Source organism: Sphingomonas sp. JC676, from assembly GCF_014489075.1.
Taxonomy (GTDB): Bacteria; Pseudomonadota; Alphaproteobacteria; order Sphingomonadales; family Sphingomonadaceae; genus Sphingomonas.
In genome coordinates, this window is the sequence record NZ_JACTGR010000003.1 from 163,655 (window position 1) to 181,931 (window position 18,277).

Sequence of the window (18,277 nt, forward strand, 5' to 3'; positions counted from 1 at the left end):
AAAAATGATGAAACGATAAAAGAACCCAGCGTGACAATTATGTCTGACAGAAAAATCCCGTTATAATTCTTTCTAAAGAGTGCAGAAAACATCACGTCATCCTCCTTGTACGCACTTACTATAGGCGTCCGCAGTCTTCGCGACATCATATACAGTAGACCCCGCGAGAGCAACGGTTCCGAGGCGTTTCGCGGCAGCTACGCCAAGCCCCTCTCCGACGGCTCCCTGCTTTCCGGCATAGGCTAACCCTGCTCCAGCAAGATCTTTGTCCATTGCCCCAGCGACCATTCCTGTGGCGCCTATTGCCATGCCGCCAAGCGCCTTTGCCACCCTGGTGACCGGAAACAATTCCAAGGCCCAGCCCGCTGTATCCAAAAGAAGTCCTGTCTTGTTTTGCCAAAGCGCAGAGCCAAGACAACCCAACCTAGACTTCTTTTTCGACTCCACCTTATCCGGTTTAAGTGTGATCTCGCAACTCTTGTCCCCCTCCTTACATTCGAACTCAGGGACCGTTTGTCCGCCGCCAGGTTCAATTGGCCGGTCACCTCTTCCGATGGCACCGGCGCTTTGACCTTGCAGGGTCTCTCCGATGGGATCAAACAAGTTGTGCCATCCACAAACTCTTGGCCCATCCCCCATTGTTCCGCACGAAAACACTAACTTCAAGCCTCGCGGATCGGTGTTGTTGACCGGATCTCCGCCAACATATCCGTACATATTCATCCCATCGCCATATCCGATGGGATCGGTCTGCATGAACCGACCCAAGGTCGGCGAGTAGATGCGGGCCTTGTAATAATACATGCCGAGCTCGGGAATCCATGCTTGGCCGGTATATTGGAACCGCCCGATATTTGTGCTCGCCGGTATGCCATATTCGTCATAGCGGTTGATCCCGCCCGATACGACATTGCCCGAGCTGTCGGTTACCGCCACGACCGATCCGCGCTCGTCGCCATGCAGCCAGCGCCGGTCGCCGGTCCCCGCGCCTTCGTACCATACTACCGGTTCGTCGGTGCCGGGACCATAGACGTAGCGACGCAGGATCGTGCCCGTGGGTGCGCTTATCTCGGTCACGATCTTGTCGCCGACCGGATCGAACCGCGTATCCACGCCGGAGGTGCTGTAAACCTGAAGCAAGCGCCCAAGCGGGTCATAGGCCAGCAGGTTACCTGCGCCGTTGGTCATGCGGTTTTCGCTCGTATAGATGTACGAACTGGCGCCCGAACTGGTCAGGTTGCCGCGCGCATCATAGCCCAAGCTCGTCGAACCCGCCGTTGTCAGCTGATTTAGCCCGTTGGGTGTATAGCTGCGATCGATATTGTAGTGACCGTTCCAGGCATAGACGTCGTTCGAGTGCGTCACGCTCGCGATCTGTCCCGCCGGATTATAGGTAAACCCGTTGGTGAAGTCATAGCTCGAGCCAGCCAGATCCTGCGTGAGCGACTCCAACCGCGAGATCCAATCATAGCTGTAGCTCGTCACTGTACCATTGCCACGAGTCACGCTCGTCCGGCGACCCAGATAGTCATAGGCGTAGGTCGCCAGCACGCCTACGCCCGAAGTCGCGCCATTCTCCCGGATCGCCGTCACCTCGCCGGTAACGAGATAATCATACGCAACATATAGACCATCGCTCCAGGTCAGGCGCGTCTGCCGCCCGGCGAGATCGTACTGCATCGTCTTCGATGCGTGATAATCGGCTTCGGTGACCACGCGACCAAGTGCATCATAGGTAAAGGAGGTCGAGACGCCGAGCGCGTTTGTTGCCAAAGACAGTCGACCGAGAAGATCATAGGCATAGGTGATGTCGTAATCGTAATAAACTCCCGTGGCTGGTACGTCCTTGAACGTCACCCGATTGAGCGCGTCATAGGTGAGCGCGATCGTGTTGCCGTCGCGGAGCCGCTGACTAGTAACGTTATTGTTCGCCGGGCCATAAACAAGTTCTTCATAATCGGTGCTCGAGCTTGCGAGTGCGCCCTTGGTTGTGACGGGATAGCGTGTTTTTGATAGGCGATCGAACACGTCATATTCGTAAGTGGTCATGTTGTTCTCGGCATCGGTCACGGTCGCGAGCTTGCCGTTGGTCGTATAGGTACCGGTTACCTCGTCCGAGACTTGACCGGTCACGCCATAGGCCGTCTGCACCTTGGTGACTTGATCGGCGATGCTGTAGCTGTTTCGCGTGATCCGATCCGGCCCCGCCGCCCCCGCGGTCGTCTGCGTGCAGGCGTCGGGCTGCGAGGACCAGCTCGCGCTGTTCATCCGCACCGCGGTGCAGTCGAGCCGGCCGTCGCCGTCATAGCTATATTGCGTCACCTGAAAGGTGCCGCCGCCCGCTGTCAGCACTTCCTTCGTCTTGTGATCGACGCCGTCATAGCTGGTCGCCAGTTGCTGCATGGTCGAGAATCCGGCCCAGTCTGCATCGCTCTGGCTGTTGACAAAGCCGACCTCGCTCAGGGTCACGCGTCCCTTGTCGTCGCGGGTCAACTTCTGCGCACGCGGCTTGAGCGATCCGGCTCCATCCGGATCGGGACTGGTGACGCCGACCAGCTCCCGATCGGCGTTGTAGCGGTAGCGCGTGGTATCGGCCATCCCCGACAGAGGCCCATCAACGGTCAGGGTATCGCCAAAGTCGTCATAGGCTATCGTGGTCGTGGCGGTCAGCGAGCCATCTCCGGCACCGCTGGTGGTAGTCGTCGGAAGGCCGTTGGTGTTGTAACCGATGGTGGTCTTGACCTCGTCCGCCGTGCCCACGCACGATGCCGTCGTCCGACACATAGACGTGCCGCTGAGAAGCTGCACGCCATTGACGGCCGTATAGCTGTAGGTCGTAGTCGGCCGCACGCCGCCTACGGCGGGCGCCGCGACGGTCGTCAGCGTTCCGGTGGTCGTGTTGTAGCTATAGTCGGTCTGGTTGCCCCTGGCGTCCTTGGTCCAGTTGGGCTGATTGCATTTCGCAACGCTGGTGCACGACGTATCATAATCGGCGGTGGTTACGATGTCCCCGGCGCTCAGACCGGTCTTTGCCACCGCGCGCGTCTCGGTCACGTTGCCGCGCGCGTCGTAGCTATATTGCGTATAGTTACCCTCGGGCGCCGTAACCTTGGTGACGCGGCCGGACGCATCATAATCCGACTGCGTCGTGCGCAGTAGCGGATCCTTCGCCGACCTCATTCGCTGCGAAGCGATTTCGAACACATAGACGGTCGGATGGCCGAGCGGATCCGTGACCGTCGTCGTTCGAAACCCGCCGCCGTCCGAATAGGTATAGGTCGTCGTGCCCACGGCATTGGTGACGGTGAACACGCGGCCCGACCCGTCATAGGTGATCGTCACGTCCTCGCCGGTGCTGCCGGGGCGGGTAATGCCGGCCAGACCCGGCACGGCATTTCGATAGGTGGTGGTGCGCCCCATCGGGTCAGTGATCGTGATCCCGCTGGACGTGCTGCCGAACGTCATCGTGCGCGGCGTGGAGCCGGCTATGAGCGTGTTCTTCAGCTGAACGCCGACGGCCTGGCCCCAGATGTTGAAGTTCGGAAACTCACCCTCGGACTCGTTGACCGGGTCGATCTCGTTATACAGGAACCGTATCTGGTAGCCGCCCTTGCTGGTGGCCGTGCCGGCCCGGTAAGCGTTGCCACGCTGCAGGCAGACGAAGTGATCGGAGAGCTCCTTGTAGCTGACGCAATAATTGAGCACGTCATAGGTGTAGGTGAAGGACGCGCCCGACGGGCTCGTCAGATCGGTGACGAGGGCAACCGCCGTTTGATAGGGATAGGCGCCCTGCTTCGCCTTGTCGAAATGGACGACCGTGCCATCTCGCGCGGTGTAGGTGTATTGCGTGCCGCTCAGGGTCAGTGACGCGCCGTTGCCCTCGGTAGGCGTATAGGTCGTCCCCGAGACCGTGAAACGGTCCGAGCGGCCGCCGATGGCGACAATCGCTGTGCCGGCGCTGTCGTAGAGCGAGGCCCAGACGCTATCGCCAAAATAAGCGCTGCCGCGTTGCATCTTCCGATAGTTGATGCCCAAAACCTCATCGCTGCCCGCACTCAGTGACGGGCCATCAAAGTTCATCTTGCCGAGGAACAGATCGACGCCGTTTCCGTCGATCGACTGGCGTACCGGCGGCCCGCCCTGCGCAGAGGCACTCTGCGCCGTTATCGACAGCAGCGAGGCGGAAACGAGCAGCGAACGCGCGAGCAATTTGGCAACGGTCTTCCCGCCGCCGGGGCGCAGCGCCCTGACGTTATTCAGCATTATCGGTTCTCCGAACCTAGATGGTCAGCAAGCCTGGATTATGAGAAAGAATCAGGGTCTCAGGGCGGCGGCGCATTGGGCGAATTGGTGACCTTCACATTGGTCCGATTGTTCGCCTTGTCCTGGGTATAGTCATAGGTGACGTTGTTGTTCACCGTGCCGGTGCGCACGACCTTCACCAGGCGACCCTTCGCATCATAGGTATAGGTGACAGTCTCGCTAGCTATGGCCGCGCTCGCAGCGCAAACACCAACCAACCCCAAAATCGACGCGACGACTCTCCGCATGCGTTCCCCCGATTTGCCCCGCTTAGTCGCTTGAGGGTCCACTCCAGCCGAGATCGTCCGGAGGCTTCGAATCATGCACTAAGACTTCTTCAGACAACCTCATATTGCCCTGACGAGCAAATGAATTTTCAAAAATAATATCATCCAAAATGAAGGTAATTATGGTGTGCAAACGTTAACCTGCTAACTCATTCATTCGACAAGTTGGGCTTGCCCGACTGGTCCCTTAACGAGCGAGGCCTTTGATCATTTTCGGAGGTCTGCCGCAGCTGGCGCATCAGGTCAGCTAGGCGATACGGACGCCAAGCGCATGATTAAGAGCCGCCTTTCTGTCCGCAAATGCTTCTTCCACCACTGTTTTTTTCGCCGGGGCGTCGGCGTGACAGATTTTTGTGTTCACGTACGATCCACTGGCCAAACGCTGTGTTCGAGGACGGCATGGTATTCACGCGAACCTCCTCGGTGAGCTGTCAAGAACCCGCCGCTCATGTCGCTGGCATACTGGAGCTCGCGGATTGAGTCCGGAGTGAATCGTGCCTCGGACGTGATAGCCGATCGGGGCCGTTCACAACGTGAAACCAGACTGTTAGTAACTGCCCTCTGGGGGGCAGAATTGAGTATCGAACATCTTCAGACATACCTTGTCTATCCGAACAAGGGTGCGGTCGACCCGCGGTTGGTCAGCGGCACGGACGTGCCTCTGGAAGGCGAGGTCTTCAGGCTTCTCGAGGATGTCTATGTGAAGTCGGAGCGTGAGTGTTCGATCGACATAGCGTTCAACCAGCCGGCCGACGACGGAGGTTCAAACCCGTGTCGTGCGCTCCTGCTCGCATACGCGCGGGCGCCATCGGTTGCGACCGGGCTTCCTCTCGCGACCCGCCTGGCGGCTCATTCGACACGGCGGTCGGCGCTCGGCCTTCTCTTCCTCGCGACCGGCATGGCGGGGCTGCAGCGTAAGATCGTGATCGCACGCTTCGCTGCGAACAGCGGTATCCTAGCGGACGAGAACCGGGAAGCGCTCAGCGTCGAATTCGTCGAGCGCGTCTTCCTAAGGAGTGTCGGGTCCTACAAGGCTGTACTCTATAAGGACTCAGTCACAGACCACGGCTTCTGGATGGCAAAAGCCGTCGACCGACAGATCAACAGCAGCGAGACGGAGGTTTCGCGCTACTGGATAACAGAGTTCTTGGACTCTGATTTCAAGACTACCTCGGCGACAGGCACGCGGGTTCTGGCCGTGGCCATGCGGAACGCGGCGAAAGCGACCGAAAATCTCGACATTAAGAAAGAGATTACCGCTGCTGCTACACTCGGCCCCGGTCTCAACGATCAGGTGATGACTGCGAACGACTTCCTTGCCCGCCTCGGCCTCTCACAGCCGGCGCGGGATGCGATCACGGGGCAGATGCGGCATCAAGGGCTTCTCAAAGAGCAGTTCCGGTTTAGCGCAGAAGAGTTCAACCGCCAACTTCCGTATAAGTCCGTCGAGCTTCACTCGGGCGCCATCCTGACCGCTGCCGCCACCGATTTCGACCAGGTGTTCGCTCATGGTGAGCCGAACGCCGAGGGGCAGGTCACGTACACGGCGACCGGAATAGTTGTTAGCGAAAAGCTTGAGAAGACGCCGCGGTGACGATCGAGGGCGAATATCAGGCACGCCACGACAAGGTGTTAGTGCCGCTTGCCGCTTCGCTTTCCGACTTGCTGGCGGAGCATCTCGGTGACCAGCAGCGGATCGACCGGATTGGCGCGCGTGCCAAGAGCGTCGACCGGTTTGTCGCCAAGTCCAGGAACGTGACGGACCAGGGTGTTCCAAAATATGAATATCCGCTCGCCCAGATCCAAGACCAGATCGGCGCTCGCGTCACCGTCTTCTACAAGTCAGATGTCGTGCGCGTCCGTGAAGTCCTCATGCGTTACCTGCGGCCGGTCGAGTCGAGGGATCTCGTTCCAGCATCCGAATGGGAGTTCGGGTATTTCGGCTGGCACTCGGTGTGCCTCTTCCCGGCGGAACTGATTATGCCAGACTGGCCTGCAGAACACGTCCCAAACTTTTTAGAACTTCAAGTGAAGACGCTGTTCCAGCACGCCTGGTCGGAGGCAAATCACGACCTTGGTTACAAGCCCGAAGGGGGCGGTCTCATATCTGACCAGAACCGCATGCTGGCCTTCGCCTCGGCTCAAGCCTGGGGCGCCGACCGCGCGTTCGACGAGCTATTCTGCGGGCTGCACGATCCTGCGAAGGTGAGCTAAGCAGATTGCTTCTTCAATCATCTCAACTGGAAGCGAGGATGACAGTGGGTTCCGGGAACAACTAACGCAGTCCGAAACAGCGCAGATTGGGCGCGAAGCGGAGCTGAAAGCGCGTGGTGCGGCCAGCACCGGGGCTTTCCTAAGTCTGTACTGTCCGACCTTGCGGCTGTTCCTTGTCAAGTAACGCCTGCATCTCGTTCCACCAGGCATCGTAGGTCTCCTGCGTTACGCGCCGCGACCGGGCTCGTCGTCCCCTTCGCAGGCTATCGGTCGAGGGAGCGCCCACCTTGGAACGCGGGTCCGCCCATGGCAAAGGGCCTACATGAATGCAGAGACCGAAATCGCCGGGCAACTTCATGAGCAGCTCGCCCTATTGGTGGACTATTGCGATCTGTATGACGCCGGGAAGCGAACGCACGCGAAGTCAATTGCGGTCCGCCTGGGCACCATCTTTATGGACATGCTCCAGACCCCCGGCGGCGGGAAGTTCGTTCAAGATCGAGAGGTTCGGTTCGCTTCCATCAGGGGAAGCGATGGTCCGGCGGACCCGGGGTATATTCCTTCCTATAATTCCAGTGCAGCCATTCTGGGTATCGCACCGAAAACGAGTCGCTTCCTGCCGTTCTGCTCGGGGGAAAATGCGACGACCAGCTGGCTGCGCCTCGGAAAGTGGTGGCCGGAGCCCGTGTTCACCTCCCCCAACGCCAACCTACGGATCACAAGGCGCGAGCTCATCACTCAGATGCGGAACAAGGATGGCGGGGGACACGGATATGAGACGCCGCTCCAAGCCTATATCGAGGTCGCGTTGAAGAGCGCAGGCTGGAGCGCAGGCGGAACCGCGTCCAACGAAGCCACGCCACTTGGCATGCATTTCGCGATTATGCGCCACATCGCCCATGAGACACTCGTGTCCCTCGTGCCGGCGCTGCCCGATTTCCCGTCCCTGCCCTATGATCCATCACACTCCGGACTGGAGAAACAATTCGCTTACGTGCTGCCTCCCCTGCTGCCCCTGGTGGGATCCCAATCGCCGGGGAACCTATCCATGACGCTAGGCAAGGATGGCGCTTCCTCGACCTATACATTTGACTTCAAGGCCTCGACGGGCTCCTAGGGCGGGCAGCGCTCCGTGCCCCGCCAATTCCGCCGACGACACCAGCTTGGTCGGCTCGGCTCGGCTTGGCTTTAGCCTCGTCCACTTGACCCCAGTCTCACCCGCGCACGGGTCAGGCGAGGCACATGAACCCTCCCCTGTCGAACTGTCACCCGTGCCTCACACATTCGCATCAAAGCAGCCAATTTCGGTCTCGGGCCTAAAGCAACAGATATGGATCATCCCCAAGTCCCTGCTTGCTGAGGAATTTGCTTCGTGCAACGCTTCCATCTGGGAGGGGGCAGATGGGAAAATTGCCTGCGTTTGTTCGATCGGGAGAGGCTGCGCGCCTCTTCCCCGTACTCGCGGATACGTCCAAGGAAGGTCGAACGTTATCGATATTCTTGGCATGCCTGGAGAATGTCAGCGGCTTTGGCCGGGCAATGCTCGGAGGCTTGGGCGTGCGCGTCGGCTCTCGCGGGCGAATAGATACATTCACCGAAGTCATGCTCGCCAAGACCGCTAGCGACGCGAAATATCGGCCCGACGGCCTGATCGTGGTTAACACCGGCAAGTCCACATGGACAGCCCTGGTCGAAGCCAAGGTCGGGGCCGCGGAGCTTACCAACCCCCAGATCGAGGCTTATCTGTCGCTCGCGAAGCTGAACGGTATCGATGCCGTGATCACCTTGTCGAACCAGTTCACGCCGCTCCCGACCCACCACCCGCTCAGCATCAGCTCGGTGCTGACTCGCAAGGTGGAGCTGTTTCATTGGTCGTGGGGCAATGTAATCACCCAAGCGCAATTGCTGCGCGAACTTGGCGAGGTCGAGGATCGCGAGCAGCTAATCCTGCTCGCGGAGCTGCAACGTTTCCTCCTGCACCCGAGCTCGGGGGTGAAGGAGTTCGACCAGATGCCGGCGGCATGGTCGGACTTCTGCGCGAGCGTGGCAGCCGGCGGCACAATCAGCGCCAAGGATGCGAAGTCGCAGGAAGTCGTGGGCTCCTGGCATCAGGCCCTGGATCGTGTGACCACCGTGCTCAGCCGCCAGATCGGCGATCATGTGCAGATAGCTATGGGGCGCGCAGAAGCCACGGATCCGACCGAACGGATCAAGAAGGCCCTTTCGGGCTTAGCTTCCGACGCGTACCTACAGAGTGACATCCTGATCCCGAATGCCGCAGCGCCTGCGCAGATCTGCATCGACTTTCGAAAGCGCGTGGTAACTCTATCAATGCGGTTGAAGGCGCCGGCCGATCGCAAATCGACGAAAGCGCGACTGAGCTGGCTGATGCGCCAGCTCGCGGACGCCGAGACCAAGGACGTGCACGTCCGCCTACTTTGGCCCGGCCGCGCCAACGCGACTCAATATCCGCTGAGCATCCTGGTGGGCAGCCCAGAAAGCGCCACTACCGACCGCCCGAATATGGTGGCCGGAGCTTTCGAAGTGCTTCTGGTCAAGGATCTCGGAAGCAAGTTCGCCCAGCGCAAGATCATTGTCTCGGAGATCATCAACGCCGCCAGCACGTTCCACGCCAATATCGGCGAGAGGTTGACCGCATGGCAGGCAAAGCCGCCCAAGATTGCGGAGCAAAAACTCGAGCCAGCTTCCGTCAGCACCGATGCGCTGCGGCAGCAGGTCGAACAGGAAGCGCTGCAACGCACGGGGTGAATGCCTCGACCGAAGCAGGGCGAAATCGCGCCTTGATTGGAAACGAGTGGCAAGCTCTTGGAATCGAGAAAAAACAGGCGCAATCGTTGCGCCGGGGGTGGGAAAAATTGGCACATATGCTTGGGGATGCGTCCGACGATCAGGGCGCGCGTTCCGCGATTGCGAAACTGTTCAACGACACGCGCCGTCGCCTGGTGGAGACCGGCACGCGCAATCGTCTCGTTCACGTCAATCGCGCGAATACACGGGGCAATGTCCTGAGTATCGTCAACGAGAGGTCGGACGATGTTTACCCACTGTTGGCGGACAGCAAGACGATGCGTTTCCTCGCGATCGGCCGCGACAAGGACGACGCAAACGACACGATCAAGTTCGTGGACGCCGAGCATGAGACGTTCGAGGAAGGCCGCTTTACGGATGCGCAGCTCGAGACGCGTCTGGGACCTAACGCACTCCAGAAGAAGCTGCTGAAGATCGCAAGGGAAGCACAGACTGCGGAGGAAGAATCAGGGGTCAACATCTTGTACCTCGCGCTCGGCTTCCTGACCTGGTTCGAGGACAAGACCTCCAGTGTGCCGCGGGAGGCGCCGATGGTGCTCCTGCCGGTCGAGCTGATCCGCAACGCGCGCACCTCCACCTATGACGTGCGTCTACGCGAGGAAGATATCGTCACAAACCTTCCGCTCCAGCAGCGGTTGAAGGACGATTACGGGATCGACCTTCCCGAGCTGGAGATCGGCGAAAACTGGAAACCATCCGACTATTTTTCGCAAGTACAGGCGACGGTAGGACAGCGCGAACGGTGGAAGATCGACGCCGATGCAATGCAGCTCGGCTTCTTCAGTTTCAGCAAGTTGCTGATGTATCGCGATCTCGCGATGGAATCCTGGCCGAACGAAGCGCTAGCCGGCCACAACCTCACTCGGGGACTCCTTTACGAGGGGTTCGACGCGGAAGCGCCCATGTTCGGTGCCGAGGATCGGCTGGACGATGTTCTGCCCCCCGAGAAGCTGTTTCATGTCGTAGATGCCGACGCTTCTCAGGCAAAGGTCATCGAGGAAGTCCGATCAGGACGAAATCTTGTCGTGCAGGGCCCACCGGGCACCGGCAAATCCCAGACTATCACCAACATCATTGCCGCAGCTGCCAAGGATGGAAAGCGTGTCCTCTTCCTGGCGGAGAAGATGGCCGCGCTGTCGGTCGTGCATGACCGCCTGGTCAAGGTTGGGTTACGCGACGTTTGCCTGGAGCTCCATTCGCGGAGCGCGAACAAGAAGGCGGTGCTGGCCGAACTCGCGCGGACTCTTACGCAATCAAGCGCAACGCCGGCCATGCCCGGCCAACCCATCGCCCTGACCGCCGCGCGCGATAAACTGAACATTGTGGCGGAGGCTCTTCACCGACCGATCGGCGCGACGGGTGAGACTGCCTTCAGCGTTTTGGGCCGTCAGTCCCGTTTCATAGGTGGGGGTGCGCCGCCGCCCGCGCTGGAGAGCGAGGCGCTGGCCACCATGTCGCGCGAGCAGGAGAACCGCCTGGTCGAGACGATCGAGCGCTACGGAGCACTGCTCGACGCGGAAGGCGGTGGCGCGCGTCACCCGTTCGAGGGCACGCGCAATCTCGATCTCCAGCCGGTCGATCTCGCCCGACTGCGAGGGCTGCTGGAAAGAGCGCAATCCGATTGTGCGACTCTATCGGAAGCACTGCGTGCACCGATCAATATGTTGTTACCGGAGTGCGCGCAGACCCTCGCGTCGATCCGGCCGCTCGCCGAACTACTTCAGCGCCTTGATGGCCTGCCTGCAGCAGGTGCCGAGCTGGCGCCGCTGATGTTGGCCGCATCCGACATCGCCCGCCTTCGCGAAGCGCTGCAGACGGGTATGGCCTGGCGCGCGATACATGACGAGGCCGCTGCGATATTTGTCGACGCGGCGTTTCAATCCTTTGCCCCGCAACTCCGCGGTCCTTTGGTTGCCGGGACACAATCGCTTTTTACTCGTTGGGGTGGCGCCTATCGTTCAGCCTCGCGCAACCTGGCGGGTCTTCTGCGTGGTGAACTCCCCCGGTCGGCATCCGAACGGGTCGCGCTAGTCGATCAATTGTCCAGCGTGGTTTCGCTCCGGTCAGGTTGGGAGGAGGATAGCGATTATTGCACCCGCATCCTCGGTGATGCGTGGCGCGGCGAAAAAACCGATTTCGCTAAACTGCACGCGGTTGCGCAATGGTGCGAGCGAATGACGGAAGCAACGCTTTCGCCGCTTCAGCAACCCGCGCTCGACCTCGCTGCGCGCGCCGGCGCGGCCGCACGGCTGCGGCAGATGCTCCTCGATGCTGAGCCTGCGGCTCGCGCCGCGATTGGTGAAGTCATGGCACTTCTCAAGCTCGATCTTGCTCAACTGGCGGGCGACGATCTGGAGATGGGAGATCCAGCCGAATTTTCGGCCAGGTTCGCAGAGATGGCGCTTACTACCGACCGTTACGCATCCTGGGCACAGCTCGCTCGGCTCGACAAAAATCTATCCGATGCCGGATTCGGCGATCTTGTAACGCGTATGCGCGGGGGGAAGCTAGGCACCGCCGGTGCTAGCGTGGAGCTTCGTTATGCGCGCGCGGAGCGTCTCTGGAACCTTGCGCTTGCACAAGAACCTGTGCTTCGCGACATCGCACAGGAGCAGCGACACGAATTGGTCGACACCTTCGCGACCCTCGAACGCGAGCGCTTGAAAGAAAATGTAACCATTATTCTCGCCGCCCATCTTGCGCAGGTCCCGCAAGGGGCAATGGGAGAGATGAAGGTTATCCGCGGCGAGATCGGCAAGAAGCGCGGCCATATAGCATTGCGTCGGCTCTTCGAGCGAGCGGGCACCGCCGTCCAGCGCATCAAGCCAGTGCTGCTGATGAGTCCGATCTCTGTTGCCCAATTTTTGCCGCCCAGCGCACTATCGTTCGACCTGTTGGTCATCGACGAAGCGTCGCAGGTACGCCCCGAGGATGCGCTGGGCGCCATCGCGCGCGCAGACCAGATCGTGGTCGTCGGCGACAAAAAGCAGCTACCGCCATCGTCGTTCTTCGATCGTCTGTTGGCGGACGAGGAGGACGAGAGCGAGGGCGATGACGAGAATGCCGGCACCGATCTTCTCGAAGGGGCGGCCAAGCTCGGCAGTATGGAGAGCATTCTCACCCTGTGCGAAGCGCGCGGCCTGGGAGGGCGAATGCTGCAATGGCACTACCGCTCACGCGATCCGTCACTGATCGAGGTCTCAAACCGGGAATTCTACGATAATGGCCTGATCCTGCCGCCTTCGCCGCTGGAAAAGGATCCCGCTTACGGCCTGTGCTTCACGCGAATTGACGGCGTCTACGACAAAGGTGGCAAACGCGATAACCGCAAGGAAGGCGAAGCTATCGTCGCGCGTGTCGCCGAGCACGCACGGATGACGCCCTCGCTGTCCTTGGGCATAGTCACTTTCTCCTTCGCGCAGCGCAATATGATCACCGAGTTGATCGAGCTCGCGCGGCGCGGAGACGCCATACTCGACGCCTTTCTGCGCGAAGGTCAGGCCGAAGATCTGTTCGTCAAGAATATCGAAAACGTACAGGGTGACGAACGCGACGTCATCCTGGTGAGCGTCGGCTACGGACCGGTGGTCGTGGGCGGGCGGTTGACCAGCATGTCGTTTGGGCCGGTGAATGGCGAAGGCGGTGAGCGCCGCCTAAACGTGCTTTTTACCCGCGCGCGTGTGCGATGCGAGGTCTTCGCCTCTTTCGATCCCGGCGATATCGATCTCACCCGCACCGGTGGAGAAGGGCCGCGCATCCTCAAGCGCTTTCTCGAATTTGCCAAGAACGGTCGCGTCGATGAAGTCTCTATAACGGGCCTGGATGCCGACACGCCCTTCGAGGAGGACGTCGCCGAGGTCGTCCGAAGCTTCGGCTTTCTTGCGGACCCCCAAGTCGGCTCTGCCGGCTTTCGCATCGATATCGGCGTTCGCCATCCCGACAAGCCGGGCACCTATATTCTGGCGGTGGAATGCGACGGCGCAACCTATCATAGTGCGCTGTGGGCGCGTGAACGAGATCGCTTACGTCAAGACGTGCTTCAACATCTTGGCTGGCAGTTCCATCGCATCTGGAGCACCGATTGGTTCTACAACCGCCGTACTGAAATCGAACGGTTGCGCATTGCTTTGTTCGCCGCCCGCGAAATGGCAAAGCTGGGTGTACGGATCGACGGAGCGAACCGAACGCGCCCGATTGTCGTCACCTCTGAGCCCATCACTACCTTCGAGATTCCAGAGGTTGTTCAGCGGCAGATGCCGGCCTACGAACGAGCGGTGTTTCCGATCTATGGCTGGCAGGAACCACATGAAGTTCCGATTTGGACCCTGTGCGACGTCGCCAGGCGCATCGTGGATGCCGAGGGCCCCATTCACATTGAGGAAGCAGCCCGGCGCATCGCTGCCTGCTACGGCAAGGAAAAAGCGGGTTCGCGCATCCTGACCGCCACTCGGCTCGCGCTTAAGTACGCGCAGTCGAGGAACGCCGATTTGCTGTCGGACGGCACATTTTGGTTCAATCGCGCCCAAGCCGGCGCGCCACCCGTCCGCGACCGATCGTCCGAAAGCGGAGCAACCTTGAAGGCCGCATCCATTTCCATGCTCGAAATCGCAGCGGCGATTGCCATCGGGCGCGACGACAATGCTGGTGGAGATGATGCCGACATAATTAGAACTGCCGCAAGGCTGCTAGGCTTCAGGCGCGTTGGGCCCGATCTCCAAGCGCGGATCGCGGCGGCATTGTAAGTTACTTAGATTGCCTCGAATTGGGGGCTCTAGCCAACGCCGAGACGGCTAGAGCCCTTGGTCGACCGATTTTGCGGCCGCGAAAGATCAAGTGACCGCATCTTATGGTATGCTCAGATTGCGGCTGTCAGTCTTAAAGCGGTCGGCTTCAGTCGGCACGTTGCATCTGACGCAAGCGCCAGAACGCTGGCTCCGACGCGATGTCGGGGGCGGCTTCGAGTAACCGCTCAATAACTTCGCCAAGATCGCGCGGAGGTGGCGCCGAACGATCAAGAATGGAGCCGATCAACAGTAGTGAAGCCCGCGGTTGCTCTGTCAGCAGGTCCTCATCACCCTCAAGGCCAAGCCCGTAGCACAACTCGTGCCGCTGAATTGGGCAAACCAGATCAAGAACAACGGGAACGGCACGTTCAAAGGCCTTACCAGCCAGCGCAGGCAGGTGGGCGAGGTTTTCCGACACCTCGGACGTCCGCGCCGACACATCGTTTGGCCAGTAGTCACGCAAGAAGGGTAAAATCGCTGCGTCCCAATACGCCGCTTTCTCGCCGGCGTCCTTCTTGTCTCGAAGCAATGATCCAAGCTCCCACGCCATGCTCGAAAGCACCTTGTTGGGCATGCGGGTAAGGGCTTGCCGGCATTCCACACTCGTCAAATCGAAACCGCCCCGACCTTCGATGATCGCAAAGGCTGCACCGACCAACGCCCCGGAGAGATGTTCCCTGATCGCTTCGTCGGTGCGCTCATGCTCAAGCGCGTGGAAGATCGCCGCCTTCAAAAGATTGAACAGTTCAGCATATTGCGGCGCGACCGAGCGTGCGACAACGCTCATGAGGTCAATCGCGTCGTCGGTCTGTTCGAGCAAACCGGGCAGAAGGTTCGCGTCGACCCAACCCGGCGCAATCGTACGCAGAAAAGCTAGTTGCTGCAGGAGAGCGCCTCGAGCAATCAACCCGGCGCGCCCTTCTAGTCCAGCCAGGAGGTCGAAACGGCCCGCGAGTGCCTCCGCAATGCCGTCGTCTGGTGCGAGGTTCATCTCATCCAGCATACTGACAAGGCTGTCAGCAATCGTACCCAGTGGGTGCGAGAAGACCAACTCGGACAGCGGCCGATCGCGCTCGTCCTGTTCCGGCGATGCGGCAATCGGGGCCAACTGATCCCATAACGCGAGAATTTGTGGGAACAGAGGATCGTGGAGCGCACGCGCGTGGCGTTCGATGATGCGCGCAAGCTGATAGGTGACGGATGCAAGGGCGTCGCTCGGCACCTGCGCGATAACGCCCAGCACGTCGCCAAGCCGTGGGCAATCCTCCGACGCCGGCTCGGTTTCTGGAGAAGCATAGAGGCTTAGGAAAGGCTGCCACCGATACGGAGAAAACTCGCCCTTCGCTTGCGCATTCTGGAGCGCTGCAAACGCACGAACAGGTTCGCTTCGGACAAATACTCGCCACAAGTCAGCCTGCTCTATGCGATTGCCTGCTTCGAAAGCTTCGGTGCTCTCAAGCAATTGAGAATCAGTGACTTCGTCCAGCACTCGGATATCGGCTGAATAGCCCGATCCTGACCAGCTCGGATTGTAGAGATGAGCATAGATCGGCATCTCGCGCGGTAGATCGGGAAAGGCACGATAATAGTGGCTCAGTCGCCGACTTGCTTCACGTGACAGCCGCCCACCCGCTGTTCGGATGCGAGCGAGTTCGCGCGTAGTATATAGCGCGCGCGCATACGCTCGGCTCCCGCGCTGAGCGATCCGTTGGATGACTTCGGGGAGCATGCCCGCCAGGATCGCGTGTTCGACCGCCTGTCTCGTTCTTGAAGCGAGCTTATTCCAGCGTTTGCAGTAGAACCGCACGAGCTCAGGGCTATTGTCGGATTCCCAATATCGCGTTCGCGTCGTATCGCGCAGGTAGAGCTCAATCACACGGGCCGGGGCGCTGTCGCCCTCTATCGCAGTCCATGCAGCGAGCCGCTTGAAGATCAATGCATCGCGTTCAGCCCAAGCTGTCGCGATTCGCGCTGCGCGGTGAGCGTCGCGACTGACAAGTCGCCGCCACAGTCCCGTCATCGTCCGCACGAGCGGCGCGAAGTGATCGTTATGAGCGTCGGGCTGATTAAGCCGCCAATTGCCTTTGTGCCGATCGTTTGGATCAACAAGCCCTTCGTCAGGTTCTGGAGCGTGAACAAGCGCCAGGTCGAACGACATCAAATCACCGTCGGGCTGAACCAGCCCGGCATCGTACCCGACCTCGATTGCTTCACACAGGCTTCGATCAAGCGCGAGAAGCAAGCGCTCTTCGGCGCGCGCGTCCTCCGGCCAGCGTTCGAGACGTCGAAGCCAATCTCTGTCGCTGGCCTGGAAACTGAACTGTGCTAAATCGTGGACGTTGACGGGCGCGGCTAGAGGTTCATCACTCTCTCGCCAGCGAAACCTGCCCTCAACTTGCAATCGAGGTTCGATCAGACCCACAAGCTCTTGAATTCGGTTCGTGGTGACTGCGTCCCCCCCACGTATCCGCCCAAGTGCACTAGGAAGCGTTCGCAGATTAGCCTGAACGTAAAGCAGCCAATATTGCTGATAGAGTTGGGGTAGGGGTTCGTGCCGAGTGCGCAATAGAACGTCTACCGCATGCGCGATCTGCAACTTAAGGGAGCCACCAGCAGAAGCTGCATACCGCGCTGTCTCGGCCGATTGAAGCCGTTCGCGAAACCAAGCGATGAACGTCCAGCTCTCTTCGCTATCGGCCGGCAGGATCTCTTCAATCCACGCCGGATCGGCTGCATGCGCCGCGGCAACCGTGACGCTCGAGACTTCTCTGGTGAGATAGGAGAAACTTTCCTTATCTGCAGCTGCAGCTTCTTCACGGGTGTGGCCGCCAATACGAGCAAGCTGGCCCTCGGACCATTCCAGGGGTGCACGTGCCAATTGCGCCCAAACGCCCAGTGTACGGTACAACGCGCCATGATCGTGGTCAGGCGCGGGATAGACCAGAGGTTGAACTCCTTTGCCGCGCCACGCCTCGCGTAGTGTGCCCGCATCGTTTGCCGTGTCGCCGACGAGAGCGAATGCCGGCTTCAGGTCGGGAAAATTGAGGCGACCGTCCTCGGTCGCTTCGAGCATGTAGCGCATCGGGGGGTCGTCCGCAGAGTAGCCCACTAGCACGAGCGAGTATCGTCGGAGGAGGTCGTACACGAAGCGAGAAGCCCACCCGCTGCGCATATAGGCTTCGCCAAAATTCGCCGAGGTCAGCACCAGATCGGTTTCGCTCAGGCCGTAGCGACGGTCGGCGACCCTTCCGTGAAGGTGCAGAACGCCTGTGAAATCTTGTGATCCAACCGCCGGCATCCCTTGCCCAGCGCTACTGGTCAGATGCTGGTTGGTGCGCCGGCGCCAGGCCCTCTCAAACAGTGTATCGAAATTCGTAGTGATAATTCGCGGTCGACCGTCAGCGGCCCTTGATAGGTCAAGCAAGTCGGCGTGCGCCGCGATACGGGCCCTCGGGCCCGGCTGCACTAACGCCGCGACGGCTTCGCGAACGCTGTTATGAGGCTGTCGCCAATCAACGCCACGATACACCAAACGTTGTTCGAGAAGCCCGATTAGCCGGTCGTATTGCCCAGCTTGCCGTGCCTCAAACTCTGCCTGACTGGCAAGACTGCCGGGAGCGCCTGGGACCGCTTGTCCGAGGCGAGCATAGACGAGATCAGCGAGCTCGCCGAAAAGTGGAAGTCCGGCCGCCTTGGATACACCGGCGCCGACGATAAACAGCAAGTTGCCTGCCCGCTGCGCACGCAGGAGCGAGATTGGAATGTCTGGCCCGCTATCGTCGAACAACATCGCGGCACCATAGCGCCGATCTGCTCGATCGCGAGTGAATCTGGAGACGGCAATGCCGCAACATGGGTGCC

At 60.0% G+C, this 18,277-nt stretch carries 8 protein-coding genes; 5 read left to right on the forward strand and 3 right to left on the reverse strand.

Features of this window, described 5'->3' with window-relative positions; all coding sequences use genetic code 11:
- Positions 1-96: 96 nt before the first annotated feature.
- Positions 97-4,263 carry an RHS repeat-associated core domain-containing protein gene (locus IAG41_RS11420; RefSeq protein ID WP_187728773.1) on the reverse strand — a complete coding sequence of 1,389 codons (4,167 nt, stop codon included), beginning with the start codon at positions 4,261-4,263 and terminating at the stop codon, positions 97-99.
- Between the two features lie 59 nt (positions 4,264-4,322).
- On the reverse strand, positions 4,323-4,550 hold the full coding sequence (locus tag IAG41_RS11425; protein ID WP_187729172.1) for a hypothetical protein: 228 nt from the start codon (positions 4,548-4,550) through the stop codon (positions 4,323-4,325).
- A 613-nt stretch (positions 4,551-5,163) separates the two neighbouring features.
- On the opposite strand from IAG41_RS11425, the gene IAG41_RS11430 reads away from it, so the two are divergent.
- From IAG41_RS11430 to IAG41_RS11450, 5 genes are all read left to right on the forward strand, one after another.
- Complete coding sequence (locus IAG41_RS11430) at positions 5,164-6,183, forward strand: hypothetical protein (RefSeq protein WP_187728774.1); 1,020 nt, start codon at positions 5,164-5,166, stop codon at positions 6,181-6,183.
- On the forward strand, positions 6,180-6,803 hold the full coding sequence (locus IAG41_RS11435) for a RelA/SpoT domain-containing protein (RefSeq protein WP_187728775.1): 624 nt from the start codon (positions 6,180-6,182) through the stop codon (positions 6,801-6,803). Before IAG41_RS11430 ends, IAG41_RS11435 begins: the two co-directional genes overlap by 4 nt.
- Before the next feature lie 322 nt (positions 6,804-7,125).
- A complete protein-coding gene (locus IAG41_RS11440) occupies positions 7,126-7,920 on the forward strand; it encodes a hypothetical protein (RefSeq protein ID WP_187728776.1) in 795 nt (264 codons plus the stop codon).
- A 284-nt stretch (positions 7,921-8,204) separates the two neighbouring features.
- Entirely contained in the window at positions 8,205-9,572 is a 1,368-nt protein-coding gene (locus IAG41_RS11445; protein WP_187728777.1) for a hypothetical protein, read from the forward strand.
- A complete protein-coding gene (locus IAG41_RS11450) occupies positions 9,461-14,374 on the forward strand; it encodes a DUF3320 domain-containing protein (protein WP_262408622.1) in 4,914 nt (1,637 codons plus the stop codon). The genes IAG41_RS11445 and IAG41_RS11450 overlap by 112 nt, the downstream gene beginning before the upstream one ends.
- Positions 14,375-14,522: 148 nt before the next feature.
- Here IAG41_RS11450 and IAG41_RS11455 read toward each other — a convergent pair whose 3' ends face one another.
- Positions 14,523-18,206, reverse strand: a complete 3,684-nt coding sequence (locus IAG41_RS11455) for an SIR2 family protein (protein WP_187728778.1) — start codon at positions 18,204-18,206, stop codon at positions 14,523-14,525.
- Positions 18,207-18,277 lie beyond the last annotated feature (71 nt).